Below are 20229 nucleotides of genomic sequence, written 5' to 3'. Positions count from 1 at the left end.
TTTTTAACGAAAATCAGCGTTCCTTTCTTTTTTCGCCGAAAAACGCCTTTTTTCTATCTTTTACTGGACATTTACCGACAAGTTCGGGAAAATAACCGGATTCATTTCTCAGGCTTCGCCCTGTTCCGACATTATTTAAACGCCGGATGGCAAACCTGGCCTCCGACGTCTCAGGAAATCATCTAAAACCACTGCGGCGCATACCCAATATGCACTTTATGCCGCGCTAAAAAGGAAAAGCAATGGATTTGCGTAAATTAAAAAAACTGATTGATTTGGTCGAAGAATCAGGCATTGCAGAAATTGAAGTTACCGAAGGCGAAGAAAAAGTCCGCATTACGCGCACCACTGCCGTCGCAGCGCCTATTTATGCTGCTCCGGCACCTGCCGCAGCCGCTCCGGTTGCCGCCCCTGTTGCTGCTGCTCCGGCCGCAGCCGCTCCAGCTGCCGCACCTGCCGCTCGCGATTTGTCCAACGCGCAAAAATCGCCTATGGTCGGTACGTTCTACCGCGCCCCCGGCCCGAACGCTGCCGCTTTCGTCGAAGTCGGCCAACAAGTCAAAGCCGGCGATACTTTGTGCATCATCGAAGCCATGAAACTGATGAACGAAATCGAAGCCGAGAAATCCGGTGTCGTTAAAGAAATTCTGGTTGAAAACGGTACTCCGGTCGAATACGGCGAGCCGCTCTTCATCATTGAATAATCCGTTTTTTCAGACGGCCTTTATCTTTAAGGCCGTCTGAAATTCCTTTTTCTGTTCATTAAGGACAAACCATGCGTCTGATTTTGGCTATTTTCTTGCCATGGCTTCAGTTTTTCACCATCGGCCGTCCGTTTGCAGGCATCATCTGTCTGATTCTGCAATGTACACTGGTTGGCTGGATACCGGCAGCCATGTGGTCGGTTTACGCCTTGAGCCAATACAAAACCGATCAAAAAATCCGCAACGCATTAGGCGGCCGCTGAGGCCGTCTGAACCATCCGGAAAGATTATCATGCTGAAAAAAGTATTGATCGCCAACCGGGGCGAAATCGCCCTGCGCGTCCTGCGTGCCTGCCGTGAAATGGGCATCGCCACCGTCGCCGTCCATTCCGAAGCCGACAAAGACAGCCTGCACGTCAAACTCGCCGACGAATCCGTGTGCATTGGCCCTGCCGCATCCGCACAAAGCTACCTCAACATTCCCGCCCTCATCGCAGCTGCCGAAGTAACCGAAGCCGACGGCATCCACCCGGGCTACGGTTTCCTCGCCGAAAACGCCAATTTTGCCGAACAAGTCGAACAATCTGGCTTTGTCTTCATCGGCCCGAAAGCCGACACCATCCGTCTGATGGGCGACAAAGTATCCGCCAAACACGCCATGATCGAAGCCGGCGTGCCTTGCGTTCCCGGCTCTGACGGCGCATTGCCGGACGACGGCGAAGAAATCCTCAAAATCGCCGATAAAGTCGGTTACCCCGTCATTATCAAAGCCTCCGGCGGCGGCGGCGGTCGCGGTATGCGCGTCGTCGAGAAAAAAGAAGACCTCCTCCAGTCTGTAGAAATGACCAAAGCCGAAGCAGGCGCGGCATTCGGCAACCCGATGGTTTACATGGAACGCTATCTGCAACGTCCGCGCCACGTCGAAATCCAAGTGATTGCCGACGAACACGGCAACGCCATCTACCTCGCCGAGCGCGACTGCTCCATGCAGCGCCGCCACCAAAAAGTCATCGAGGAAGCACCTGCTCCGTTCATCACTGAAGAAGAACGCGCCAAAATCGGCAAAGCCTGTGCCGACGCTTGCAAACGCATCGGTTATCGCGGCGCAGGTACGTTTGAATTCCTGTACGAAGACGGCGAATTCTTCTTTATCGAGATGAACACACGCGTTCAGGTTGAGCATCCGGTTACCGAGCTCATCACCGGCGTGGACATCGTCCAAGAGCAATTACGCATCGCATCCGGCCTGCCTTTGCAATACAAACAGGAAGACATCCAAGTCGAAGGCCACGCGTTTGAGTGCCGTATCAACGCCGAAGACCCGTACAACTTCATTCCAAGCCCGGGCCTGATTGAAAGCTGCCACCTGCCCGGCGGCTTCGGCGTCCGCGTTGACAGCCATATTTATCAAGGCTACCGCATCCCTCCTTACTACGACAGCCTGATCGGCAAAGTCTGTGTCGTCGGCAAAAACCGCGACCAAGCCATGGCCAAAATGCACGTAGCCCTCGATGAGCTGGCAATTACCGGCATCAAAACCAATACGCCGCTGCACCGTGACTTGTTCAGCGATCCGGGTTTCCAAAAAGGTGGTGTCAGCATCCACTACTTGGAACACTGGCTGGAAGAACGCAAAGCCAAACAGGCTAAATAATCCCTTGTTTTGACTAAAAATCAGGCCGTCTGAAACGCAAAATAAAGTTTCAGACGGCCTTTTTTATAACACCATCATTTATAAAAACAAACAATATTAGATTATTAATCAATAATATTTATTCTAAATCGGTTTCATAGTTCCAATAGTTAAAACCTTTCTGTATAGTTTGATTCATAGCTTAACGCAAACTATATTTAAATATCGATATTGAAAATTTATTATATTTGTATAGAAGCATTCCATCCTGGAAACCATTTCATCAACCTATAACACTTCACAAAGGAAATCACTATGTCTATCTCCAAATGCCCTGTTACCCACCTGACCATGAACAACGGCGCACCCGTTGCCGACAATCAAAACAGCCTGACCGCCGGTCCGCGCGGCCCTCTGCTGGCGCAGGATTTGTGGCTGAATGAAAAACTCGCCGACTTCGTGCGCGAAGTGATTCCCGAACGCCGTATGCACGCCAAAGGTTCGGGCGCGTTCGGTACGTTTACCGTGACGCATGACATCACAAAATACACCCGCGCTAAAATCTTCAGCGAAGTCGGCAAGAAAACCGAAATGTTCGCCCGTTTCACCACCGTGGCCGGCGAGCGCGGCGCAGCCGATGCGGAACGCGACATCCGCGGCTTTGCCTTGAAGTTCTATACCGAAGAAGGCAACTGGGATATGGTCGGCAACAACACGCCCGTGTTCTTCCTGCGTGACCCGCGCAAATTCCCCGACTTGAACAAAGCCGTCAAACGTGACCCGCGCACCAATATGCGTTCTGCCACAAACAACTGGGACTTCTGGACGCTGTTGCCCGAAGCCCTGCACCAAGTTACCATCGTCATGAGCGACCGCGGCATCCCCGCCAGCTACCGCCATATGCACGGTTTCGGTTCGCATACATACAGCTTCTGGAACGAAGCGGGCGAGCGTTTTTGGGTGAAATTCCATTTCCGCAGCCAGCAAGGCATTAAAAACCTGACCAACGAAGAAGCCGCAAAAATCATCGCCGACGACCGCGAAAGCCACCAGCGCGACCTGTACGAAGCCATCGAGCGCGGCGAGTTTCCGAAATGGACGATGTACATCCAAGTCATGCCTGAAGCCGATGCGGAAAAAGTGCCATATCATCCGTTTGACTTGACCAAAGTTTGGCCGAAAAAAGACTATCCGCTGATTGAAGTGGGCGAATTCGAGTTAAACCGCAATCCCGAAAACTTCTTCGCCGATGTGGAACAATCCGCCTTCGCACCGAGCAACCTGGTTCCCGGTATCGGCGCCAGCCCCGACAAAATGCTGCAAGCGCGTTTGTTCAATTACGCCGACGCGCAACGCTACCGCCTGGGGGTGAACTTCCGCCAAATTCCCGTCAACCGCCCGCGTTGCCCCGTCCACAGCAACCAGCGCGACGGACAAGGCCGTGCCGACGGCAACTACGGCAGCCTGCCGCACTACGAACCCAACAGCTTCGGCCAATGGCAACAACAACCCGACTTCGCCGAACCGCCTTTGAAAATCAGCGGCGACGCGGCGCACTGGGACTACCGACAAGACGATGACGACTACTTCAGCCAACCGCGCGCCTTGTTCAAGCTGATGAACGACGCGCAGAAACAGGCTTTGTTCGACAACACCGCCGCAGCCATGGGCGACGCCCCCGACTTCATCAAATACCGCCATATCCGCAACTGCTACCGTTGCGACCCGGCATACGGCGAAGGCGTAGCCAAAGCCCTTGGACTGACTGTCGAAGATGCCCAAGCCGCCCGTGCGACCGACCCGGCTTTAGGTCAACCTGGTTTACTGTAAGGAGGCATTATGTGGATAGAAATTGAAGAAATCTTGTCTCAAGCTGTCCGATACAGCCGTTCGAGCAAAAAGTAACGGTTTAGATCATTAAGCAGGCCGTCTGAAACGCAAAATAAAGTTTCAGACGGCCTTTTTTGATGATGAAGTTTATTTGATTGCTTCTGATTCAATGGAACTGGCTACCCTTATTTCTCCGTAAATCATGGCATGCCCTCTGCACCATCTCACGCCTCTACCGGCAAATAAAAAAAACCGCACGGCTGATTGCCGTGCGGTTTTGCTTTTTGTCTGAAGGTTTCAGACGGCCTTACATCATGCCGCCCATACCACCCATGCCGCCCATATCAGGCATAGCAGGTTTTTCTTCAGGGATTTCAGCGATCATGCAGTCTGTGGTCAGCATCAGGCCGGCGATAGATGCGGCGTGTTGCAGCGCGGAACGGGTTACTTTAGCAGGGTCGAGTACGCCCATTTCGATCATGTCGCCGTATTCGCCGGAGCCTGCGTTGTAACCGTAGTTGCCTTCGCCTTCCAACACTTTGTTTACAACCACGCTAGGTTCGCCGCCTGCGTTGGCAACGATTTGGCGCAGAGGAGACTCGACGGCGCGCAAGACGATTTGTACGCCTGCGTCTTGGTCGGCATTGCCGGTGTGCAGGTTTTCCAAAGCGGCACGGGCACGCAACAGGGCTACGCCGCCGCCTGCAACCACGCCTTCTTCAACGGCTGCGCGGGTAGCGTGCAGCGCGTCTTCCACGCGGTCTTTTTTCTCTTTCATTTCCACTTCGGTAGCGGCACCGACTTTGATGACTGCCACGCCGCCTGCCAATTTAGCCACGCGCTCTTGCAGTTTTTCTTTGTCGTATTCGCTGGTTGCGGTTTCGATTTGTTGGCGGATTTCGGCAACACGCGCTTCAATTTGGACTGCGTCGCCGAAGCCGTCGATGATGGTGGTGTTTTCTTTACCGATTTCGATGCGTTTGGCTTGACCCAAGTCGTCCAAAGTCGCTTTTTCCAGAGACAGGCCGACTTCTTCGGAAATCACCACGCCGCCGGTCAGGATGGCGATATCTTGCAACATGGCTTTGCGGCGGTCACCGAAGCCGGGGGCTTTAACGGCAACGGTTTTCAGGATGCCGCGGATGTTGTTCACGACCAAAGTCGCCAAGGCTTCGCCTTCTACGTCTTCAGCGATAATCAACAGCGGACGGCTGGCTTTGGCCACTTGTTCCAAAACAGGCAGCAGGTCGCGGATGTTGCTGATTTTTTTGTCGAACAACAACACAAACGGATTGTCCAAAGCAGCAATTTGTTTTTCAGCGTCGTTGATGAAGTAAGGAGACAGGTAGCCGCGATCGAATTGCATACCTTCAACCACGTCCAGCTCGTTTTCCAAAGATTTGCCGTCTTCAACGGTAATCACGCCTTCTTTGCCGACTTTTTCCATCGCTTCGGCGATAATTGCGCCGACTTGTTCGTCAGAGTTGGCAGAAATAGAGCCGACTTGGGCGATTTCTTTAGAAGTGTCGCAAGGTTTGGCGATGTTTTTCAGCTCGTCAACCAAAGCGGCAACGGCTTTGTCGATACCGCGTTTCAGGTCGGTCGGGTTCATGCCGGCGGTCACGTATTTCATGCCCTCGGCAACGATGGATTGCGCCAATACGGTTGCAGTAGTGGTACCGTCGCCGGCCACGTCGTTGGTTTTAGACGCCACTTCTTTCACCATTTGCGCGCCCATGTTTTCGAATTTGTCTTTCAATTCGATTTCTTTTGCAACAGACACGCCGTCTTTAGTGATGTGCGGGCCGCCGAAAGCGCGGTCGAGTACCACGTTGCGGCCTTTAGGGCCCAAAGTTACGCGTACGGCGTTTGCCAATACATTGACGCCGTTTACCATTTTTTGGCGAACTTCATTGCCGAATTGTACGTCTTTTGCTGCCATTTAAATTCTCCAAATCAATATTAAAAATCTGTTCGAGGCCGTCTGAAAACTTCCATGTTTGATTCAGACGGCCTTTGGTTCTGAAACTTAATTCAACAATTATTCAACGATACCGAAGATGTCTTCTTCACGCATTACCAACAGCTCTTCGCCGTCGGCTTTTACAGTTTGGCCGCTGTATTTGCCGAAGATCACTTTGTCGCCGACTTTGACATCCAGCGGACGGCGCGCACCGTCTTTACCGATTTTGCCCGCACCCACGGCGATCACTTCGCCCATGTCGGGTTTTTCAGCGGCCGCACCCGGCAAAACGATGCCAGAGGCGGTTTTTTCTTCAGCTTCCAAGCGTTTGACGACGACGCGGTCGTGTAAAGGACGGATAGTCATGTTTTATGCTCCGATAAATAGTTTGAAAACAATCATCTGCCTTCATCCGGCAGATACGGTTTGAAAAAGTAGGCGGCAAGTTTGTCGACAAACTTACCTGAACACAGCGACAAATTAGGGTTCGACCCGATAAATTCAAGAGAATAATGTAAAATTTTTCCATTTTAAGGCCGTCTGAAAACAGACACGATAATTTCACACCCTCTTTCCCTATTTTCCACGCCGGCCAAACTGGCAAATATTTTCAGACGGCCTTTTACCAAAAGCAAACGCCAAACGTCCCAATCAGAAAAAGACACTGTTTAAGTACAAACCTATGCACACCTTTACAAAATAATATCCTAACTTTAAAATAATAAATAGAAATTATTATTAATAAATATTTTTCACTGAAGAATTAAACTTATCCCGAAAAGGAAATTTCTATGACTTCACCCCTGTTCCGATTCAGCCTGCTTTCACTGGCACTCGCCGCCGGCTTTGCCCACGCGGAAGACGAAGCGAAAGAAAGCGTTACCCTTGATACTGTTACCGTCAAAGGTCAGGCTACAAGCGCCACACACCGTGTAACGACGAAACGTATGGAAGAAACGACTTCCACTGATTTAAAAGACGTATTGTTCAACGAGCCTTCTATCAGTTTCGGCGGTGGCAACGGTCAGTCGCAGTGGGTAACCATCCGCGGCATGGGGCAAGACCAAATAGACTATAAAGTTGACGATACTTACACCGACAGCCAGATTTTCCACCACAACGGCCGCTTTATGCTTGACCCTGCATTGGTAAAAGTCGTTGCCGTGCAAAAAGGTACAGGTTCGGCCTCCGCAGGTATCGGTGCAACCAGCGGTGCGATTGTTGCCGAAACGGTTGAAGCCAAAGATTTGCTGAGAGAAGGTCAAAACGTCGGTTTCAAAGTCAATGCCGGCATCAGCAGCAATAAAGGCTATTCTCGCGGCGCAAGCGTTTATGGTCAGGCAGGCGGTTTTGACGCTTTGGTTTCAGGCAATTTCGTACGCGACAAAGAATACACGGCAGGCAAAGGCTACCGTAATCTACTCGGAAGCGATAAGGTTTTGAACAGTGGATTGGGTTCACGCGGTTTGCTGGGCAAAATCGGCTATCGTTTTAACGAAGACAACCGCATTGAATTGAGCCACCGCCAAGAAAAACAATATGGAGAACGCGCCCTGCGCGAAGAGTTCGATTTCTCGCAAGTCTTCCAAACCGACCGCCGCACGGGTCAATACGTTTTGGATGCCAACGGCAACCGCATTCCGAATACCGCCAACAACGCGCCGCGTTACCGCACGCTGACCCAAGACACCACCAACTTGGAATTCAAAGGCGGAAACTTGGGCTTTATCGACAAAATCAAAGCCAATGTTTACCGTTTGAATACCAAACGTGATGAAGTCCCCAATCCAAATTATGAATTGGACGGCGAAGTACGGACATACGGAGCCAATCTGAATCTCGACAGCCGTCTATTTGACCGCCATACCCTGAAATACGGAGTAAACTGGCGCACTCAAAAAAGCAGCTCAAACGGAGAAAACAGCGAGAAGAAAAACGATGCCGGCGTATATGTAGAAGGCATTTGGGATTTCTCTCCGGTTACGCTGACCACAGGTTTGCGCTATGACCGTTGGAAAATGAAAACCAGCAGTAATACAGAAAATTCAGACGGCAACCTCAATCCAAGCATCGGGTTGGTTTATGACATTACTCCTGATTTCTCCATCAACACCAGCCTGAACTATGCAACCCGCAGCCCCCGCCTGTACGAAGCAGCTTTAGCAAACAACAGGCCGATTGTTTCATCGCCTGACTTGAAAGCAGAACGCTCGCGAAATGCAGAAATCGGCTTTAACTACCACTGGAATTCTGCCCTAACACTCTCCGGTAGCTATTTCCATCAGCAAATCAAAGATGTGCAGGCCATCCGTCAAGAAGGACGAAACTACGTCTGGTATAACGGCGGCAAGCTGAAAAACAGAGGTTACGAACTGAACGCCGCCTACCGCTGGAAAGGTCTGACTGCACGTGCAGGCGTAGCATACAGCAGACCGAAACTGAACGGCGATACAGCCGACATCGTGACAACTGCCATCCCGATGGGACGTACATGGACGACAGGTCTGTCTTACCAATTCGACAATCCAAACCTGGAAATCGGCTGGCGCGGACGTTATGTCCAAAATGCAGGCTATGCGCCGACCTCGCGCGGCTCTGACGTGGCTCTGAATGTCGTCCGTGCAGGCTACGGCGTCAACGATATCTTCGCCAACTGGAAACCGACAGGCAAAGACGACTTGAACGTCAACTTCTCCGTCAACAATGTCTTTGATAAAAACTACAAGCCGCACAGCCAGCGCGCAGGTGCCAGCGCCCTATCTGAACCAGGCCGCGATGTCCGCTTGAGCGTAAACTACCGCTTCTAAGCAATCAGCTTGAAAGGCCGTCTGAAAGCAGAAGTTTTCAGACGGCGTCTGGCTTTATAGTCCGATACAAGTTATCATTTCGATTTACTTTATTCCCGACCACGGAGAAACCCTATGTTACGTTTGACCGCTTTAGCCGTATGCTGCACCCTTGCTTTGGGTGCGTGTTCACCGAAAGATTCTGCGTCCAACCAAGCCCAAACTGCTTCCGCTTCTGCCGCCCAAACCGAAGGCGCAGGCCTGACCGTCAAAACGGCGCGCGGCGATGCGAAAGTGCCGCAAAATCCTGAACGCATCGCTGTTTACGATTTGGGCATGCTCGATACTTTAAACAAATTGGGTGTGAAAACCGGTTTGTCCATCGACAAAAACCTGCTGCCTTATTTGGACGAATATTTCAAAACGACCAAACCCGCCGGCACGCTGTTTGAGCCGGATTACGAAGCACTCAATGCCTACAAGCCGCAGCTCATCATCATCGGCAGCCGTGCAGCCAAGGCGTTTGACAAGTTGAACGAGATTGCGCCGACCATCGAAATGACCGCCGAAACTGCCAATCTGAAAGAAAGCTCAAAAGAGCGCATCGACGCGCTGGCGCAAATCTTCGGCAAACAGGCCGAAGCGGACAAGCTGAAAGCAGAAATCGACGCTTCGTTTGACGCGGCGAAAACTGCGGCACAAGGCAAAGGTAAGGGTTTGGTGGTATTGGTCAACGGCGGCAAGATGTCGGCTTTCGGCCCTTCTTCACGTTTGGGCGGTTGGCTGCATAAAGACATCGGCGTTCCCGCTGTCGATGAATCGATTAAAGAAGGCAGCCACGGCCAGCCTATCAGCTTTGAATACTTGAAAGAGAAAAATCCTGATTGGTTGTTCGTCCTTGACCGCGGCGCGGCCATCGGCGAAGAAGGCCAGGCGGCAAAAGATGTGTTGAACAATCCGCTGGTCGCTGAAACGAACGCCTGGAAAAAAGGACAGGTGGTTTACCTTGTTCCTGAAACCTATTTGGCGGCCGGCGGCGCGCAAGAATTGCTGAACGCTTCCAAACAGGTTGCCGACGCATTCAACGCGGCGAAATAGTTGTTTCGGCGGGCGGCAATGCCCACCCTTCCGTTTCACAGCATCCGGACGGCCTTTGCCCAAGCTGTATTTTGGTCATCAGGCCGTCTGAAACGGGCATTCTTGCCCGTTTGCTTCGTTATCTTTGAAAACGATACAACTACAAAATAATGCCTTTGTTTCTTTTACGACCTTATCGTTTATGTTTCACAAGCCCTTTTATTTGAACCTTATCAACGGCATCGCGCTTCTGATATTGTTTGCCGTCAGCCTGTCGGTCGGCGTGGCCCAATTCGACTGGTCCGCCCTGTTTTCGCTCTCCGACAGCCAACAGGTTATGTTCATCAGCCGCCTGCCGCGTACGTTTGCGATTGTGCTGACGGGCGCATCGATGGCCGTGGCCGGCATGATTATGCAAATTTTGATGCGCAACCGTTTTGTCGAGCCGTCGATGGTGGGCGCAAGCCAAAGCGCGGCTTTGGGTTTGCTGCTGATGACCCTGCTGCTTCCGGCTGCGCCGCTGCTGGCAAAAATGTCGGTTGCCGCCGTTGCCGCGCTGATCGGGATGCTGGTCTTTATGCTGCTGATCCGCCGCCTGCCGCCGACCGCGCAACTGATGGTGCCTTTGGTCGGGATTATTTTCGGCGGTGTGATTGAGGCGGTGGCCACCTTTATCGCGTATGAAAACGAAATGCTGCAAATGCTGGGCGTGTGGCAACAGGGCGATTTTTCCGGCGTATTGCTCGGGCGGTATGAGCTGTTGTGGGCAACGGGGATTTTGGCTTTGTTTGCCTATTTGATTGCCGACCAGCTGACGATTTTGGGTTTGGGCGAAACGGTAAGCGTGAATTTGGGGCTGAACCGGACGGCGATTCTGTGGTCGGGGCTGATTATTGTGGCGCTGATTACGTCCTTGGTGGTCGTGACGGTCGGCAATATTCCGTTTATCGGCTTGGTCGTGCCGAACATCATCAGCCGCCTGATGGGCGATAAACTGCGCCAAAGCCTGCCTGCAGTGGCCTTGCTGGGCGCGTCTTTGGTGTTGCTGTGCGATATTGTCGGACGCGTGATTGTGTTTCCGTTTGAAATTCCGGTCTCTACGGTTTTTGGCGTGATGGGGACGGCTTTGTTTTTGTGGCTTTTATTAAGGAAACCTGCTCATGCCGTCTGAAAAAAATATCGGTTTTATGGCAGGAAGCAGCCGTCCGTTGTGGGTCGCCTTTGCACTGTTGCTGGTTTCCTGCGTTCTGTTTATGACGCTCAACGTCAAAGGCGATTGGGACTTTGTCTTGCACCTGCGTCTGACCAAACTTGCCGCGTTGCTGATGGTCGCCTATGCGGTCGGCGTGTCCACTCAACTCTTCCAAACGCTGACCAATAATCCGATTCTGACCCCTTCGATTTTGGGTTTCGATTCGCTGTATGTGTTTTTACAGACCTTGCTGGTGTTTACGCTCGGTGGCGTGGGCTATGCTTCCCTGCCGTTGACGGGTAAATTCGGCTTTGAACTGGTCATCATGATGGGCGGCTCGCTGCTGCTGTTCTACACGCTCATCAAACAGGGCGGACGCGATTTGTCGCGTATGATTTTAATCGGCGTGATTTTCGGGATTTTGTTCCGCAGCCTGTCATCGTTGCTTTCGCGCATGATTGACCCCGAAGAATTTACCGCCGCGCAGGCGAATATGTTTGCCACCTTCAATACCGTCCACTCGGAATTGTTGGGCATCGGCGCAGTCGTATTGCTCATCAGCGCTGCCGTAATCTGGCGCGAACGCCACCGCCTCGACGTTTACCTGCTCGGCCGCAATCAGGCCATTAATTTGGGCATCAACTACACGCGCAATACCTTATGGCTGCTGCTCTGGATCGCCGCGCTGGTTGCGACCGCGACCGCCGTTGTCGGCCCGGTGAGCTTTTTCGGCCTGCTGGTGGCCGCGCTGGCCAACCATTTTTCCCCGTCGGTCAAACATTCCGTCCGCCTGCCGATGACTTTTTGTGTCGGCGGCATTCTGCTGGTCGGCGGGCAAACCATCTTCGAACACTTCCTCGGCATGCAGGCCGTATTGAGCGTGGTCGTCGAATTTGCAGGCGGCTTGGTATTTTTATATTTGGTGTTGAAAAAGAAATAAATTAAACGTGCCCAAACAGCTTCAGGCCGTCTGAAACCCGTGTTAAAAAATATTTAACCATTGAAATGAAACTAAATTTCTGACATGTACTCATAGTAAACATCACTAAATTTACTAAAATTACAAAAAATGAGTACGACATTAAAATACCGTCCCGACTTGGACGGCATCCGAGCTTTGGCCGTCTTGGCCGTTATTATTTTCCACATCGACGCCGCTTGGCTGCCCGGCGGCTTTCTCGGCGTGGATATGTTTTTCGTTTTGTCCGGCTATCTGATTACCACCATTATCAGCCGCGAAATGCAAAACGGCAGTTTTTCGTTTTTAGAGTTTTACAAACGCCGCGCGAAACGCATTTTGCCCGTTTTCTCCTGCGTATTGCTGTGTACAAGCTTGGCCGCCGCAATCTTTTTCTTGTCGTTTGACCTGCGCCAATACGTCAAATCGGCAGTGTTTGCGTTGCTGTTTTCGGCCAACCTGTTTTTTGCACGGCGCGGCGGTTATTTTGATGCCGATGCGGCGGAAAAACCTTTGCAACACATTTGGTCTTTATCGCTGGAAGAGCAGTTTTACTTTGTTTTTCCGGTTTTGCTGATTGCCTTTTTCCGCTTCAGCAAAGGACGCAGCATCCGCCAATTCATCCTTTTGCTGATTGTATTGAGCCTGCTGTCCGTCTTTTTGCCCACCTTCGGTATGGACCCTTATTTCCTGCCTTATGTGCGCGCATACGAGCTGCTGATCGGCGCGCTTTTTGCCTTTATTCCGCCCTCGCAAAACAACGACCGCTTCAGCACGCCTTTGGTCGGCTGGGCGATGATGGCGGTGATTGCCGCCATGTTGCTGCTTCCTTACGGCGTGTTGCCCGGTGAAGGTAATATCGAACGATTGCTGTGCTGTACGGCGGTCGGCGGCTTGATTTACTCAGGCAAAACCCTGCAAACGCAAAACGGCTTCAATACCGCCAAACTGTTGAGCCTCAAGCCTGTTGTGTTTATCGGTTTGATTTCCTATTCGCTGTATTTGTGGCATTGGGTGGTCTTGGCCGTTATGCGCTATGTTTACATGGACAACGCTTTACCGATGTCCGCGATTGTATTGGCCGTGGTGCTGATGTCGGGCTTGTCCGTTTTGTCCTATTACTTCGTCGAAACACCAGCGCGACGGATAAAGAATTTCACCACCCAAAAATTTATCGGGGTAATCGCCGCCTATTTCGCCCTGCTGATTCCCGCAGCTGGCTACCTGCTGACTGCCAAACCGGCCGCATACGAGGCAAACCTATATACGGTTGACGAAAGTAAAATCTGCGCGGATACCTTGACCAAAACCGACTGCGCCGTCGGTGCGGAAAACCAAAGCAGCAAAGTCCTGCTGATGGGCGACTCCCACGCCGCCCACCTGACGCCCTTTATCGATATAGTGGGCAAACGGGAAGGCTTTGCCGCCGACGTTATCTCGTCCAACAGCTGCGGCGTTGCCTTCGGCTTTATGTTGCCGCAAAGCGACCGCCGTGCCGACCGTTGCAACCCTTACAACCGCTTTATCGCACAAAAAGTTGAAAACTATCCGGTGGTCTTTATCTCGCAACGTTGGTTCCTGCATACCGAAAAGCCCGGTTTTACGGATTATTTCGGCAAAATGCTCGACACCCTGATTCAACAGGGCAAGCAGGTTTACGTCTTTGCTGACACGCCGATGAACGCGCAACTGCCCCTGCGCCATTACTACTTGAAACAACGCCTCGGCCTCAACATGCAATACGTTTCCGAGCATAAAAAAGCCGAAATCGCCCGCTCCGCCGAAGCCGACAAAACCATAGAAAACATTGTCAAACAGCGGCCTGCCGTGCATTGGGTCAACATCATGGGTCCGATTCCGGCAGATAAAACCATAGACGGCCTGCCGATATATTTCGACACCAACCACCTCAATACCCACGGTGCGACAAAACTGGCCGAAAAATTTATACAGGACAAACAAATACTCTTAAAATAACATCCATGCACAAGGCCGTCTGAATATTTCAGACGGCCTGGGCAAACCCGCAAAGGACAACTCTCATGACACAAGAACATTTCCCATCATTTTTTAACCAAGCCCCGACCATCACCGTCCAAGACGCATTGGCCGACTTCCTCGGTGCAGCCGAACACGGCATCCTCACTTACCACTACGCCGATGCCGTACGCCTGTGCGGCCACTCCTGCCCGACCGTCGCCGGTGCCTACCTGATGGTCATCAAAGGCCTGAAAGCCCTTTACGGCGAAGAGTTGCCGCAACGCGGCGACATCGAAGCCTTCATGCAGGGCGAGCGTGACGAAGGCACAACCGGCGTTACCGCTTCCGTTGTCCAACTCCTTACCGGCGCAGCACCCGAAACCGGCTTTGGCGGCGTAGGCCCTGCCGGACGCTTTGCCCGCCGCCATTTATTGTCCTTTGGTGCAGGCGAAATCAACGGCACACTCGCACTCCGCCGCCGCGATACCGGCAAAACCGTTGCCGTCAGCCTCAACGCCGCACTCCAACCCTTCGCGCCGCAAATGCGCGACATCATGCCCAAAGCCATCAGCGGTAGCGCAAGTGCCGACGAACTCAAACAATTCGGCGAGCTTTGGCAAGAACGTGTCCGCGCCTTCCTGATCGATCAAGCCGACAATCCCGAATTTGTGACTGTCAACGAAATCTAAACCACACCATACAGAAATAAAATTCAGACGGCCTCACGCTGAAAGGCCGTCTGAAACCCCAAGTTTTCCATACTCGAATCCGCCTATGATTACCATCCGCAACGTCAGCCACACCATCGGCAGCAACCCCATCCTCAACGACGTCAGCCTCGACATCCCCGAAGGCGGCATTACCGCGCTGATCGGCCCGAACGGCGCAGGCAAGTCCACCCTCCTCTCCTTTATGGCACGCCTGCAACCCTTGGTACACGGCGACATCAGCTACGCAGGCAAAGACATCAAAACCACCCCCACCGCCGAACTCGCCCGCACGCTCTCCATCCTTACCCAAGAAAACAGCATCATGAGCCGCATTACCGTGCGCGACCTGCTCATGTTCGGCCGCTATCCCTACCACCAAGGCAGGCCGTCTGAAACGGATAAAACCATCGTCGAAGAAGCACTCGCCGAGTTCCACCTGCAAGGCTTTGCCGACCGCTACCTGACCGAGCTTTCCGGCGGCCAACGCCAACGCGCCATGATTGCCATGGTGTTCTGCCAGCGCACCGACTACGTTTTACTGGACGAGCCGCTGAACAACCTCGACATGTATCATGCCCGCTCCCTCATGCAAATCCTGCGCCGGCTGACCGACGAACACAAGCGCACCACCGTCGTCGTCCTGCACGACATCAACCAGGCCGCCGCCTACGCCGACCACGTTGTCGCCATGAAAAACGGCCAAGTCGCCATGCAGGGTGCACCCAACGATATTTTTACCGCCGAAAACATCAAGTCCCTATTCGATATGGACGTCAACGTCCTCGATTACGAAGGCAAAAAACTGGTTATCCACCACGTTTGAATCCAATAAAAAAGGCCGTCTGAAACCAGATTCCCCACGTTTCAGACGGCCTTTGTCTATTCAAAAAATTTATTTTTTATCGTACAAACCGCGCACCACCCTGCCGATGGCGGCGATGCCTTTTTCCAGCGTTTCCGCGTCCTGCGCAATACTCATGCGGATGCACTCGTGCGCGTGCGGATAATCTTGCGTATCGATGCCGACAAAGAAATGCTCGCCCGGAATAATCAGCGTGCCTTCAGCCTTGAGCATTTCGTACAAGGTTTGCGACGAAACCGGCAGGTTTTCAAACCAGAGCCACAAGAAAATCGCACCTTCGGGCTTATGAATTTTTAACGGATACGCACCCAATTCGCGTTTGAGCAGGGAAACCGCCGTTTGCGCCTGCCGACGGTAAAACGGCTGAATCACTTGGTCGGCCAACTGTTTCAGACGGCCGTCGTTTAACAGCGGCGCCGCAATCGCCGCGCCGAAACGGGTTGGCGACAGGTTCACAATCGCATTCAAACTGCTGACGGCTTTGACCACTTCCGGCGCGGCGACAATAATGCCGGTACGCACGCCGGGCAGGCCGATTTTAGAAAGGCTGAAGCAGAGGATGATGTTTTCGTGCCAATTGAGCGTTACATCGCTGTAAATAATATTCGGGAACGGCATTCCATAAGCGTTGTCGATAATCAGCGGAATCCCATGTTCCTGCGCCAACGCGTCCAAACGCGCCATTTCGTCGTCGGTCAGCACATTGCCGGTCGGATTGGTCGGGCGCGAACAGCAAATCGCACCGATTTTGCCCGCTTTCAATTCAGGCAGGCTCTCCAGCGCGTCAAAGTCCACACGGTATTTAAAAAAGCCTGCTTCGCCTTCGTGTTCGACATTTTCGATTTTCGGCCTCACCGAAATAAAATGCTGCCCCTCGATATGCACATCGGCATAACCGATATATTCAGGCGCAAGCGGCAGCAAAATGGCTTTTTCAACCGTTTGGCTGTCTGAAAGATTGAATTTGCCGCCAAATAGGTTAAACAAATAGAAAAACGCGTTTTGCGAACCATTGGTCAGCGCGATATTGTCCGCCGTCAGGTTCCAGCCGTATTCACGGTTGAGAAACTCAGTCAAAGCCGCAATCAGCGCCGCATCGCCCTGCGGATTGGAATAATTGCCGATATTCTCAACCGCGTGTTCCGCCGCCAGTTTGGAAAACACATCGGCGAACACCGCATTGACTTCCGCAATCTTCGCCGGATTGCCGCCGCCAAGCATATTGACAGGCTTGTCGCTTTTGAGCGCGTCGCCCAAATCGTCCATCAATTGCAAAATGCCGCTGTGTTGCGTGAATTTTTCGCCGAATGCTGAAAACTGCATGGAAACTCCGTTGCTGGGTGTGTGGAAACAATAAACCGCTATTATAAGAACAAAGGCCGTCTGAAAACCAGTTATCCTGATTTTTCAGACGGCCTTTAGTATCCAATCTTTCCTTTAACGGCCAAAATTGTCTCGACGTTCGCGCCAGTCTTGGCGGATGGAGCCGCTTTTGCCGACCGGCGTGTCTTGTTCGACTTCCCAAATAAAATTCGTTCCGCCGCCTATCGGATGCGAGCCGCGCAAGCCGATGTGGCTGCCTTGGTCGGCAACGGCGGTGCTGCTGCGTGTTTGGCTGCCGAAACGGGTTTGCGAGGTTTCGATGCCGCTTTTGATGCTGCCGTAAAGCTGTACGTCGGCATGTGCGGCGAGTGCGGCGGTGGAAAGTGCGGCAGTGAGGAGAAGTTTCAAGTTCATGGTTTATCCTTTTTTTGGAGAGGAATTGTGAGGCGATTGTATCGGCCTTGTGCGTAAACAAGTTACAATTCTTGCAAAATCTGACAGGAGTTTTGATGATGCGCTCTTTACGCGCTGCCGCGGTGCAAATGGTGTCGTCCACCAACCCCGAAACCAATATTGCCACGATGAAACGCCTTGTTCGCGAGGCGGCCGAACAAGGGGCGGATTGGGTGTTGTTGCCCGAATATTGGCCGCTGATGGGCAAAAACGATACGGACAAGCTAGCATTTGCCGAGCCTTTGGACGATGGACGCGTTGGCGAAACTTACCACACCCGTTTTCAGACGGCCTTAAGCGAAACGGCAAGGGAATGCGGCGTGGTGTTGTTTGGCGGCACGGTTCCGCTGCAAAGCCCAAACGCTGGCAAGGTGATGAACACGATGCTTGTGTTTGACCGCGACGGCAACCGAATCGGGCTTTACCACAAAATGCACCTTTTCGGCTTTTCCGGTTTGGGCGAACGCTACGCCGAAGCCGATACGATACTGGCGGGCAGCGATGTGCCGAAGTTAAGCGTGGACGATATTCCTCTGGCGGCCGGTGTCTGCTACGATTTGCGCTTTCCTGAGTTTTTCCGCGCCCAGCAGCCGTTTGATGTTTTGCTGTTGCCGGCCGCGTTTACCCACACGACCGGCAAGGCGCATTGGGAATTGCTGCTGCGCGCCCGTGCGGTGGAAAACCAATGCTACGTCATCGCGTCGGCACAAGGCGGACTGCATGAAAGCGGCCGCCGCACATTCGGCCACAGTATGATTATCGACCCTTGGGGCGATGTGTTGGCGACGTTGCCCGAAGGCGAAGGCGTGATTTGTGCCGATTTGGATACCGCGCGCCTGCAAAGCGTGCGCACGCGCCTGCCTGCCCTGAAACACCGATTACTTTAAACACGCACTATGTCCCACTCCCAACCCACACGCATTCTCGGCATCGACCCCGGCAGCCGCGTGACCGGATTCGGCGTTATCGATGTCCACGGTCGCGAGCATCATTATGTTGCTTCCGGCTGTATCAAAACGCCGACCGGCGCGTCGCTTTCCGAACGCATCGCCGTGATTGTCCTCCATATCGACGAAATCATCCGCCACTATCAGCCGCATCAGGCGGCCATCGAACAAGTGTTTGTCAACGTTAACCCGGCCGCGACTTTGATGCTCGGTCAGGCGCGCGGTGCAGCGATTGCTGCTTTGGTCATGCACGATTTGCCCGTGTTTGAATACACCGCGCTTCAGGTCAAGCAGGCGGTGGTCGGCAAGGGCAAGGCCGCCAAAGAACAGGTACAGCATATGGTAGTCCAAATGCTTGCTCTTTCAGGCACGCCGCAAGCAGATGCCGCCGACGGACTCGCCGTCGCCCTCACCCACGCCCTGCGCAATCACGGATTGGCTTCGCAACTCAATCCCGACGGCCTGCAGGTCAAGCGCGGCCGTTTCCAATGGTAAGCCGACATTCAGACCGTCTGAAATCGTGTTCCAGCCCGTTTTCAGACGGCCTTTCGGTTATAATAGCCCTTTGCCCACATACAGCGAGCCTGCATGAAAGCCGCCTTCCTTTTTCTCTACCTCATCCGCCTGCTGCCTTTTTGCGTTTTGCACAAAATTGCCGACGCAATCGGTATTCTCGCCTATTACGCAGTCAAACCGCGCCGCAAAGTCGGCGAGGTCAACCTCAAAAAATGCTTTCCCGAGCTGAACGACAGCCAGCGCACTGCCCTGCTCAAACGCCATTTCCAACACATGGCCAAGCTGATGCTTGAATACGGCCTCTACTGGTACGCGCCTGCGGACAAACTGCGCTCGTTGGTGCGCTATCAAGACAAACACCATCTCGACGAAGCCCTCGCCGCCGGCGAAAAAGTCATCATCCTCTATCCGCACTTTACCGCATTTGAAATGGCGGTTTACACGCTCAATCAGGATGTACCGCTGACGAGTATGTATTCGCACCAAAAAAACAAAGCCCTGGACGAGCAAATCCTGAAAGGCCGCCACCGCTACAACAATGTTTTCCTGATCGGCCGCACAGAAGGCCTGCGCGCCATCATCAAGCACCTGCGCAAAAGCGATGCGCCCTTTCTTTATCTGCCCGACCAAGACTTTGGCCGCAACGATTCCATTTTCGTCAATTTCTTCGGCATTCAGACGGCCACGATTACCGGCCTCAGCCGTATCGCCGGCATGACCAAAGCCAAAATCATTCCCGCCATCCCCACGCGCGAAGCCGACAATACCGTAACCCTGCGCTTCTATCCGGCTTGGGACAATTTCCCGACCGAAAATGTCGAAGCCGACACCCAGCGCATGAACGACTTCATCGAAGAGCGGGTACGCGAGCATCCCGAACAATATTTCTGGCTGCACAAACGCTTCAAAACCCGTCCCGAAGGCGAAAGCAGCTTTTACTGACTACATAAAATTACAATTTAAGCATGAAAAAGCGGCAAAACCTTTCTTTTGCCACTTTTTCATTTTAATTGTATCAAACCCAATCTTGGCTTCAATTTCAAACAATCAAATCAAATTCCACTTTAAATGCTTTAAAAACAACTTTTTTCAAGGCAATTGAAACTTTCAAACAACCTTATATTTTTTCTCAAATAAAAAACGCCCCAGTCAATACCCTTTTCATTTATATGTTAAATTTAATTTCATTTAAAAACAAAATGTTATAAAATAACCTTTAAAATAAAACAAATTTTAATCATTCGAAATATGAAATTAAATTAAATTCAAAGCAAAAAATACAAAATAAACATCTA

The 20229-nt window shown here is 52.3% G+C and carries 18 protein-coding genes; 14 read left to right on the top strand and 4 right to left on the bottom strand.

The genetic code is table 11. From position 1 onward, the window contains the following. The first annotated feature begins 242 nt into the window (after positions 1-242). The 4 genes from accB to katA all read left to right on the top strand — a co-directional run bounded on the left by accB (position 243) and on the right by katA (position 4167). On the top strand, positions 243-704 hold the full coding sequence (gene accB, locus BBP27_RS10120) for an acetyl-CoA carboxylase biotin carboxyl carrier protein (protein WP_188212308.1): 462 nt from the start codon (positions 243-245) through the stop codon (positions 702-704). A gap of 71 nt (positions 705-775) precedes the next feature. After that, positions 776-967: a YqaE/Pmp3 family membrane protein gene (locus tag BBP27_RS10115; RefSeq protein ID WP_003680299.1), complete on the top strand. Its 192-nt coding sequence runs from the start codon at positions 776-778 to the stop codon at positions 965-967. Positions 968-996: 29 nt separating this feature from the next. Continuing rightward, positions 997-2358, top strand: coding sequence for an acetyl-CoA carboxylase biotin carboxylase subunit (accC, locus tag BBP27_RS10110; protein WP_188212309.1), 1362 nt, complete (start codon positions 997-999; stop codon positions 2356-2358). A gap of 294 nt (positions 2359-2652) precedes the next feature. Next, positions 2653-4167 carry a catalase KatA gene (gene katA, locus BBP27_RS10105; protein ID WP_188212310.1) on the top strand — a complete coding sequence of 505 codons (1515 nt, stop codon included), beginning with the start codon at positions 2653-2655 and terminating at the stop codon, positions 4165-4167. Positions 4168-4474: 307 nt separating this feature from the next. On the opposite strand, the gene groL is transcribed toward katA, so the two are convergent. Beyond that, complete coding sequence (gene groL, locus BBP27_RS10100) at positions 4475-6109, bottom strand: chaperonin GroEL (RefSeq protein WP_188212311.1); 1635 nt, start codon at positions 6107-6109, stop codon at positions 4475-4477. A gap of 99 nt (positions 6110-6208) precedes the next feature. Next, entirely contained in the window at positions 6209-6496 is a 288-nt protein-coding gene (groES, locus tag BBP27_RS10095) for a co-chaperone GroES (protein WP_003744509.1), read from the bottom strand. A gap of 425 nt (positions 6497-6921) precedes the next feature. Between groES and BBP27_RS10090 the strand changes: the two genes are divergently transcribed. From BBP27_RS10090 to BBP27_RS10060, 7 genes are all read left to right on the top strand, one after another. Then, positions 6922-8937, top strand: a complete 2016-nt coding sequence (locus BBP27_RS10090; protein ID WP_188212312.1) for a TonB-dependent receptor plug domain-containing protein — start codon at positions 6922-6924, stop codon at positions 8935-8937. Between the two features lie 114 nt (positions 8938-9051). Then, positions 9052-10014 (top strand): siderophore ABC transporter substrate-binding protein, encoded by a 963-nt coding sequence (locus BBP27_RS10085; RefSeq protein WP_188212313.1) that lies wholly within the window; start codon positions 9052-9054, stop codon positions 10012-10014. Positions 10015-10195: 181 nt separating this feature from the next. Continuing rightward, on the top strand, positions 10196-11164 hold the full coding sequence (locus BBP27_RS10080) for an ABC transporter permease (RefSeq protein ID WP_188212314.1): 969 nt from the start codon (positions 10196-10198) through the stop codon (positions 11162-11164). Then, entirely contained in the window at positions 11154-12125 is a 972-nt protein-coding gene (locus BBP27_RS10075; protein WP_070695157.1) for an iron chelate uptake ABC transporter family permease subunit, read from the top strand. The genes BBP27_RS10080 and BBP27_RS10075 overlap by 11 nt, the downstream gene beginning before the upstream one ends. A gap of 129 nt (positions 12126-12254) precedes the next feature. Then, positions 12255-14120 carry an acyltransferase family protein gene (locus BBP27_RS10070; RefSeq protein WP_188212315.1) on the top strand — a complete coding sequence of 622 codons (1866 nt, stop codon included), beginning with the start codon at positions 12255-12257 and terminating at the stop codon, positions 14118-14120. Positions 14121-14185: 65 nt separating this feature from the next. After that, positions 14186-14812, top strand: coding sequence for an FmdE family protein (locus tag BBP27_RS10065; RefSeq protein ID WP_188212316.1), 627 nt, complete (start codon positions 14186-14188; stop codon positions 14810-14812). 85 nt (positions 14813-14897) lie between these two features. Beyond that, positions 14898-15656, top strand: a complete 759-nt coding sequence (locus BBP27_RS10060; RefSeq protein WP_101756200.1) for an iron ABC transporter ATP-binding protein — start codon at positions 14898-14900, stop codon at positions 15654-15656. Positions 15657-15725: 69 nt separating this feature from the next. Here BBP27_RS10060 and BBP27_RS10055 read toward each other — a convergent pair whose 3' ends face one another. Both BBP27_RS10055 and BBP27_RS10050 read right to left on the bottom strand, forming a co-directional pair. Then, entirely contained in the window at positions 15726-17018 is a 1293-nt protein-coding gene (locus tag BBP27_RS10055) for a valine--pyruvate transaminase (protein ID WP_188212317.1), read from the bottom strand. Positions 17019-17132: 114 nt separating this feature from the next. After that, positions 17133-17432 (bottom strand): porin, encoded by a 300-nt coding sequence (locus tag BBP27_RS10050; protein ID WP_188212318.1) that lies wholly within the window; start codon positions 17430-17432, stop codon positions 17133-17135. A 95-nt stretch (positions 17433-17527) separates the two neighbouring features. Between BBP27_RS10050 and BBP27_RS10045 the strand changes: the two genes are divergently transcribed. The 3 genes from BBP27_RS10045 (at position 17528) to BBP27_RS10035 (ending at position 19876) form a co-directional block, all read left to right on the top strand. Next, positions 17528-18358, top strand: a complete 831-nt coding sequence (locus BBP27_RS10045; RefSeq protein ID WP_188212319.1) for a carbon-nitrogen hydrolase family protein — start codon at positions 17528-17530, stop codon at positions 18356-18358. Positions 18359-18367: 9 nt separating this feature from the next. Next, complete coding sequence (ruvC, locus tag BBP27_RS10040; protein WP_188212320.1) at positions 18368-18913, top strand: crossover junction endodeoxyribonuclease RuvC; 546 nt, start codon at positions 18368-18370, stop codon at positions 18911-18913. Between the two features lie 93 nt (positions 18914-19006). Continuing rightward, positions 19007-19876 (top strand): lipid A biosynthesis lauroyl acyltransferase, encoded by an 870-nt coding sequence (locus tag BBP27_RS10035; protein WP_003749124.1) that lies wholly within the window; start codon positions 19007-19009, stop codon positions 19874-19876. The last annotated feature ends 353 nt before the right edge of the window (positions 19877-20229 follow it).

Source organism: Neisseria sp. RH3002v2g, assembly GCF_014596425.2.
Taxonomy (GTDB): Bacteria; Pseudomonadota; Gammaproteobacteria; order Burkholderiales; family Neisseriaceae; genus Neisseria.
The sequence above is the reverse complement of the archived record's forward strand: the minus strand, read 5'-3'. Positions and strand labels throughout refer to the sequence as shown.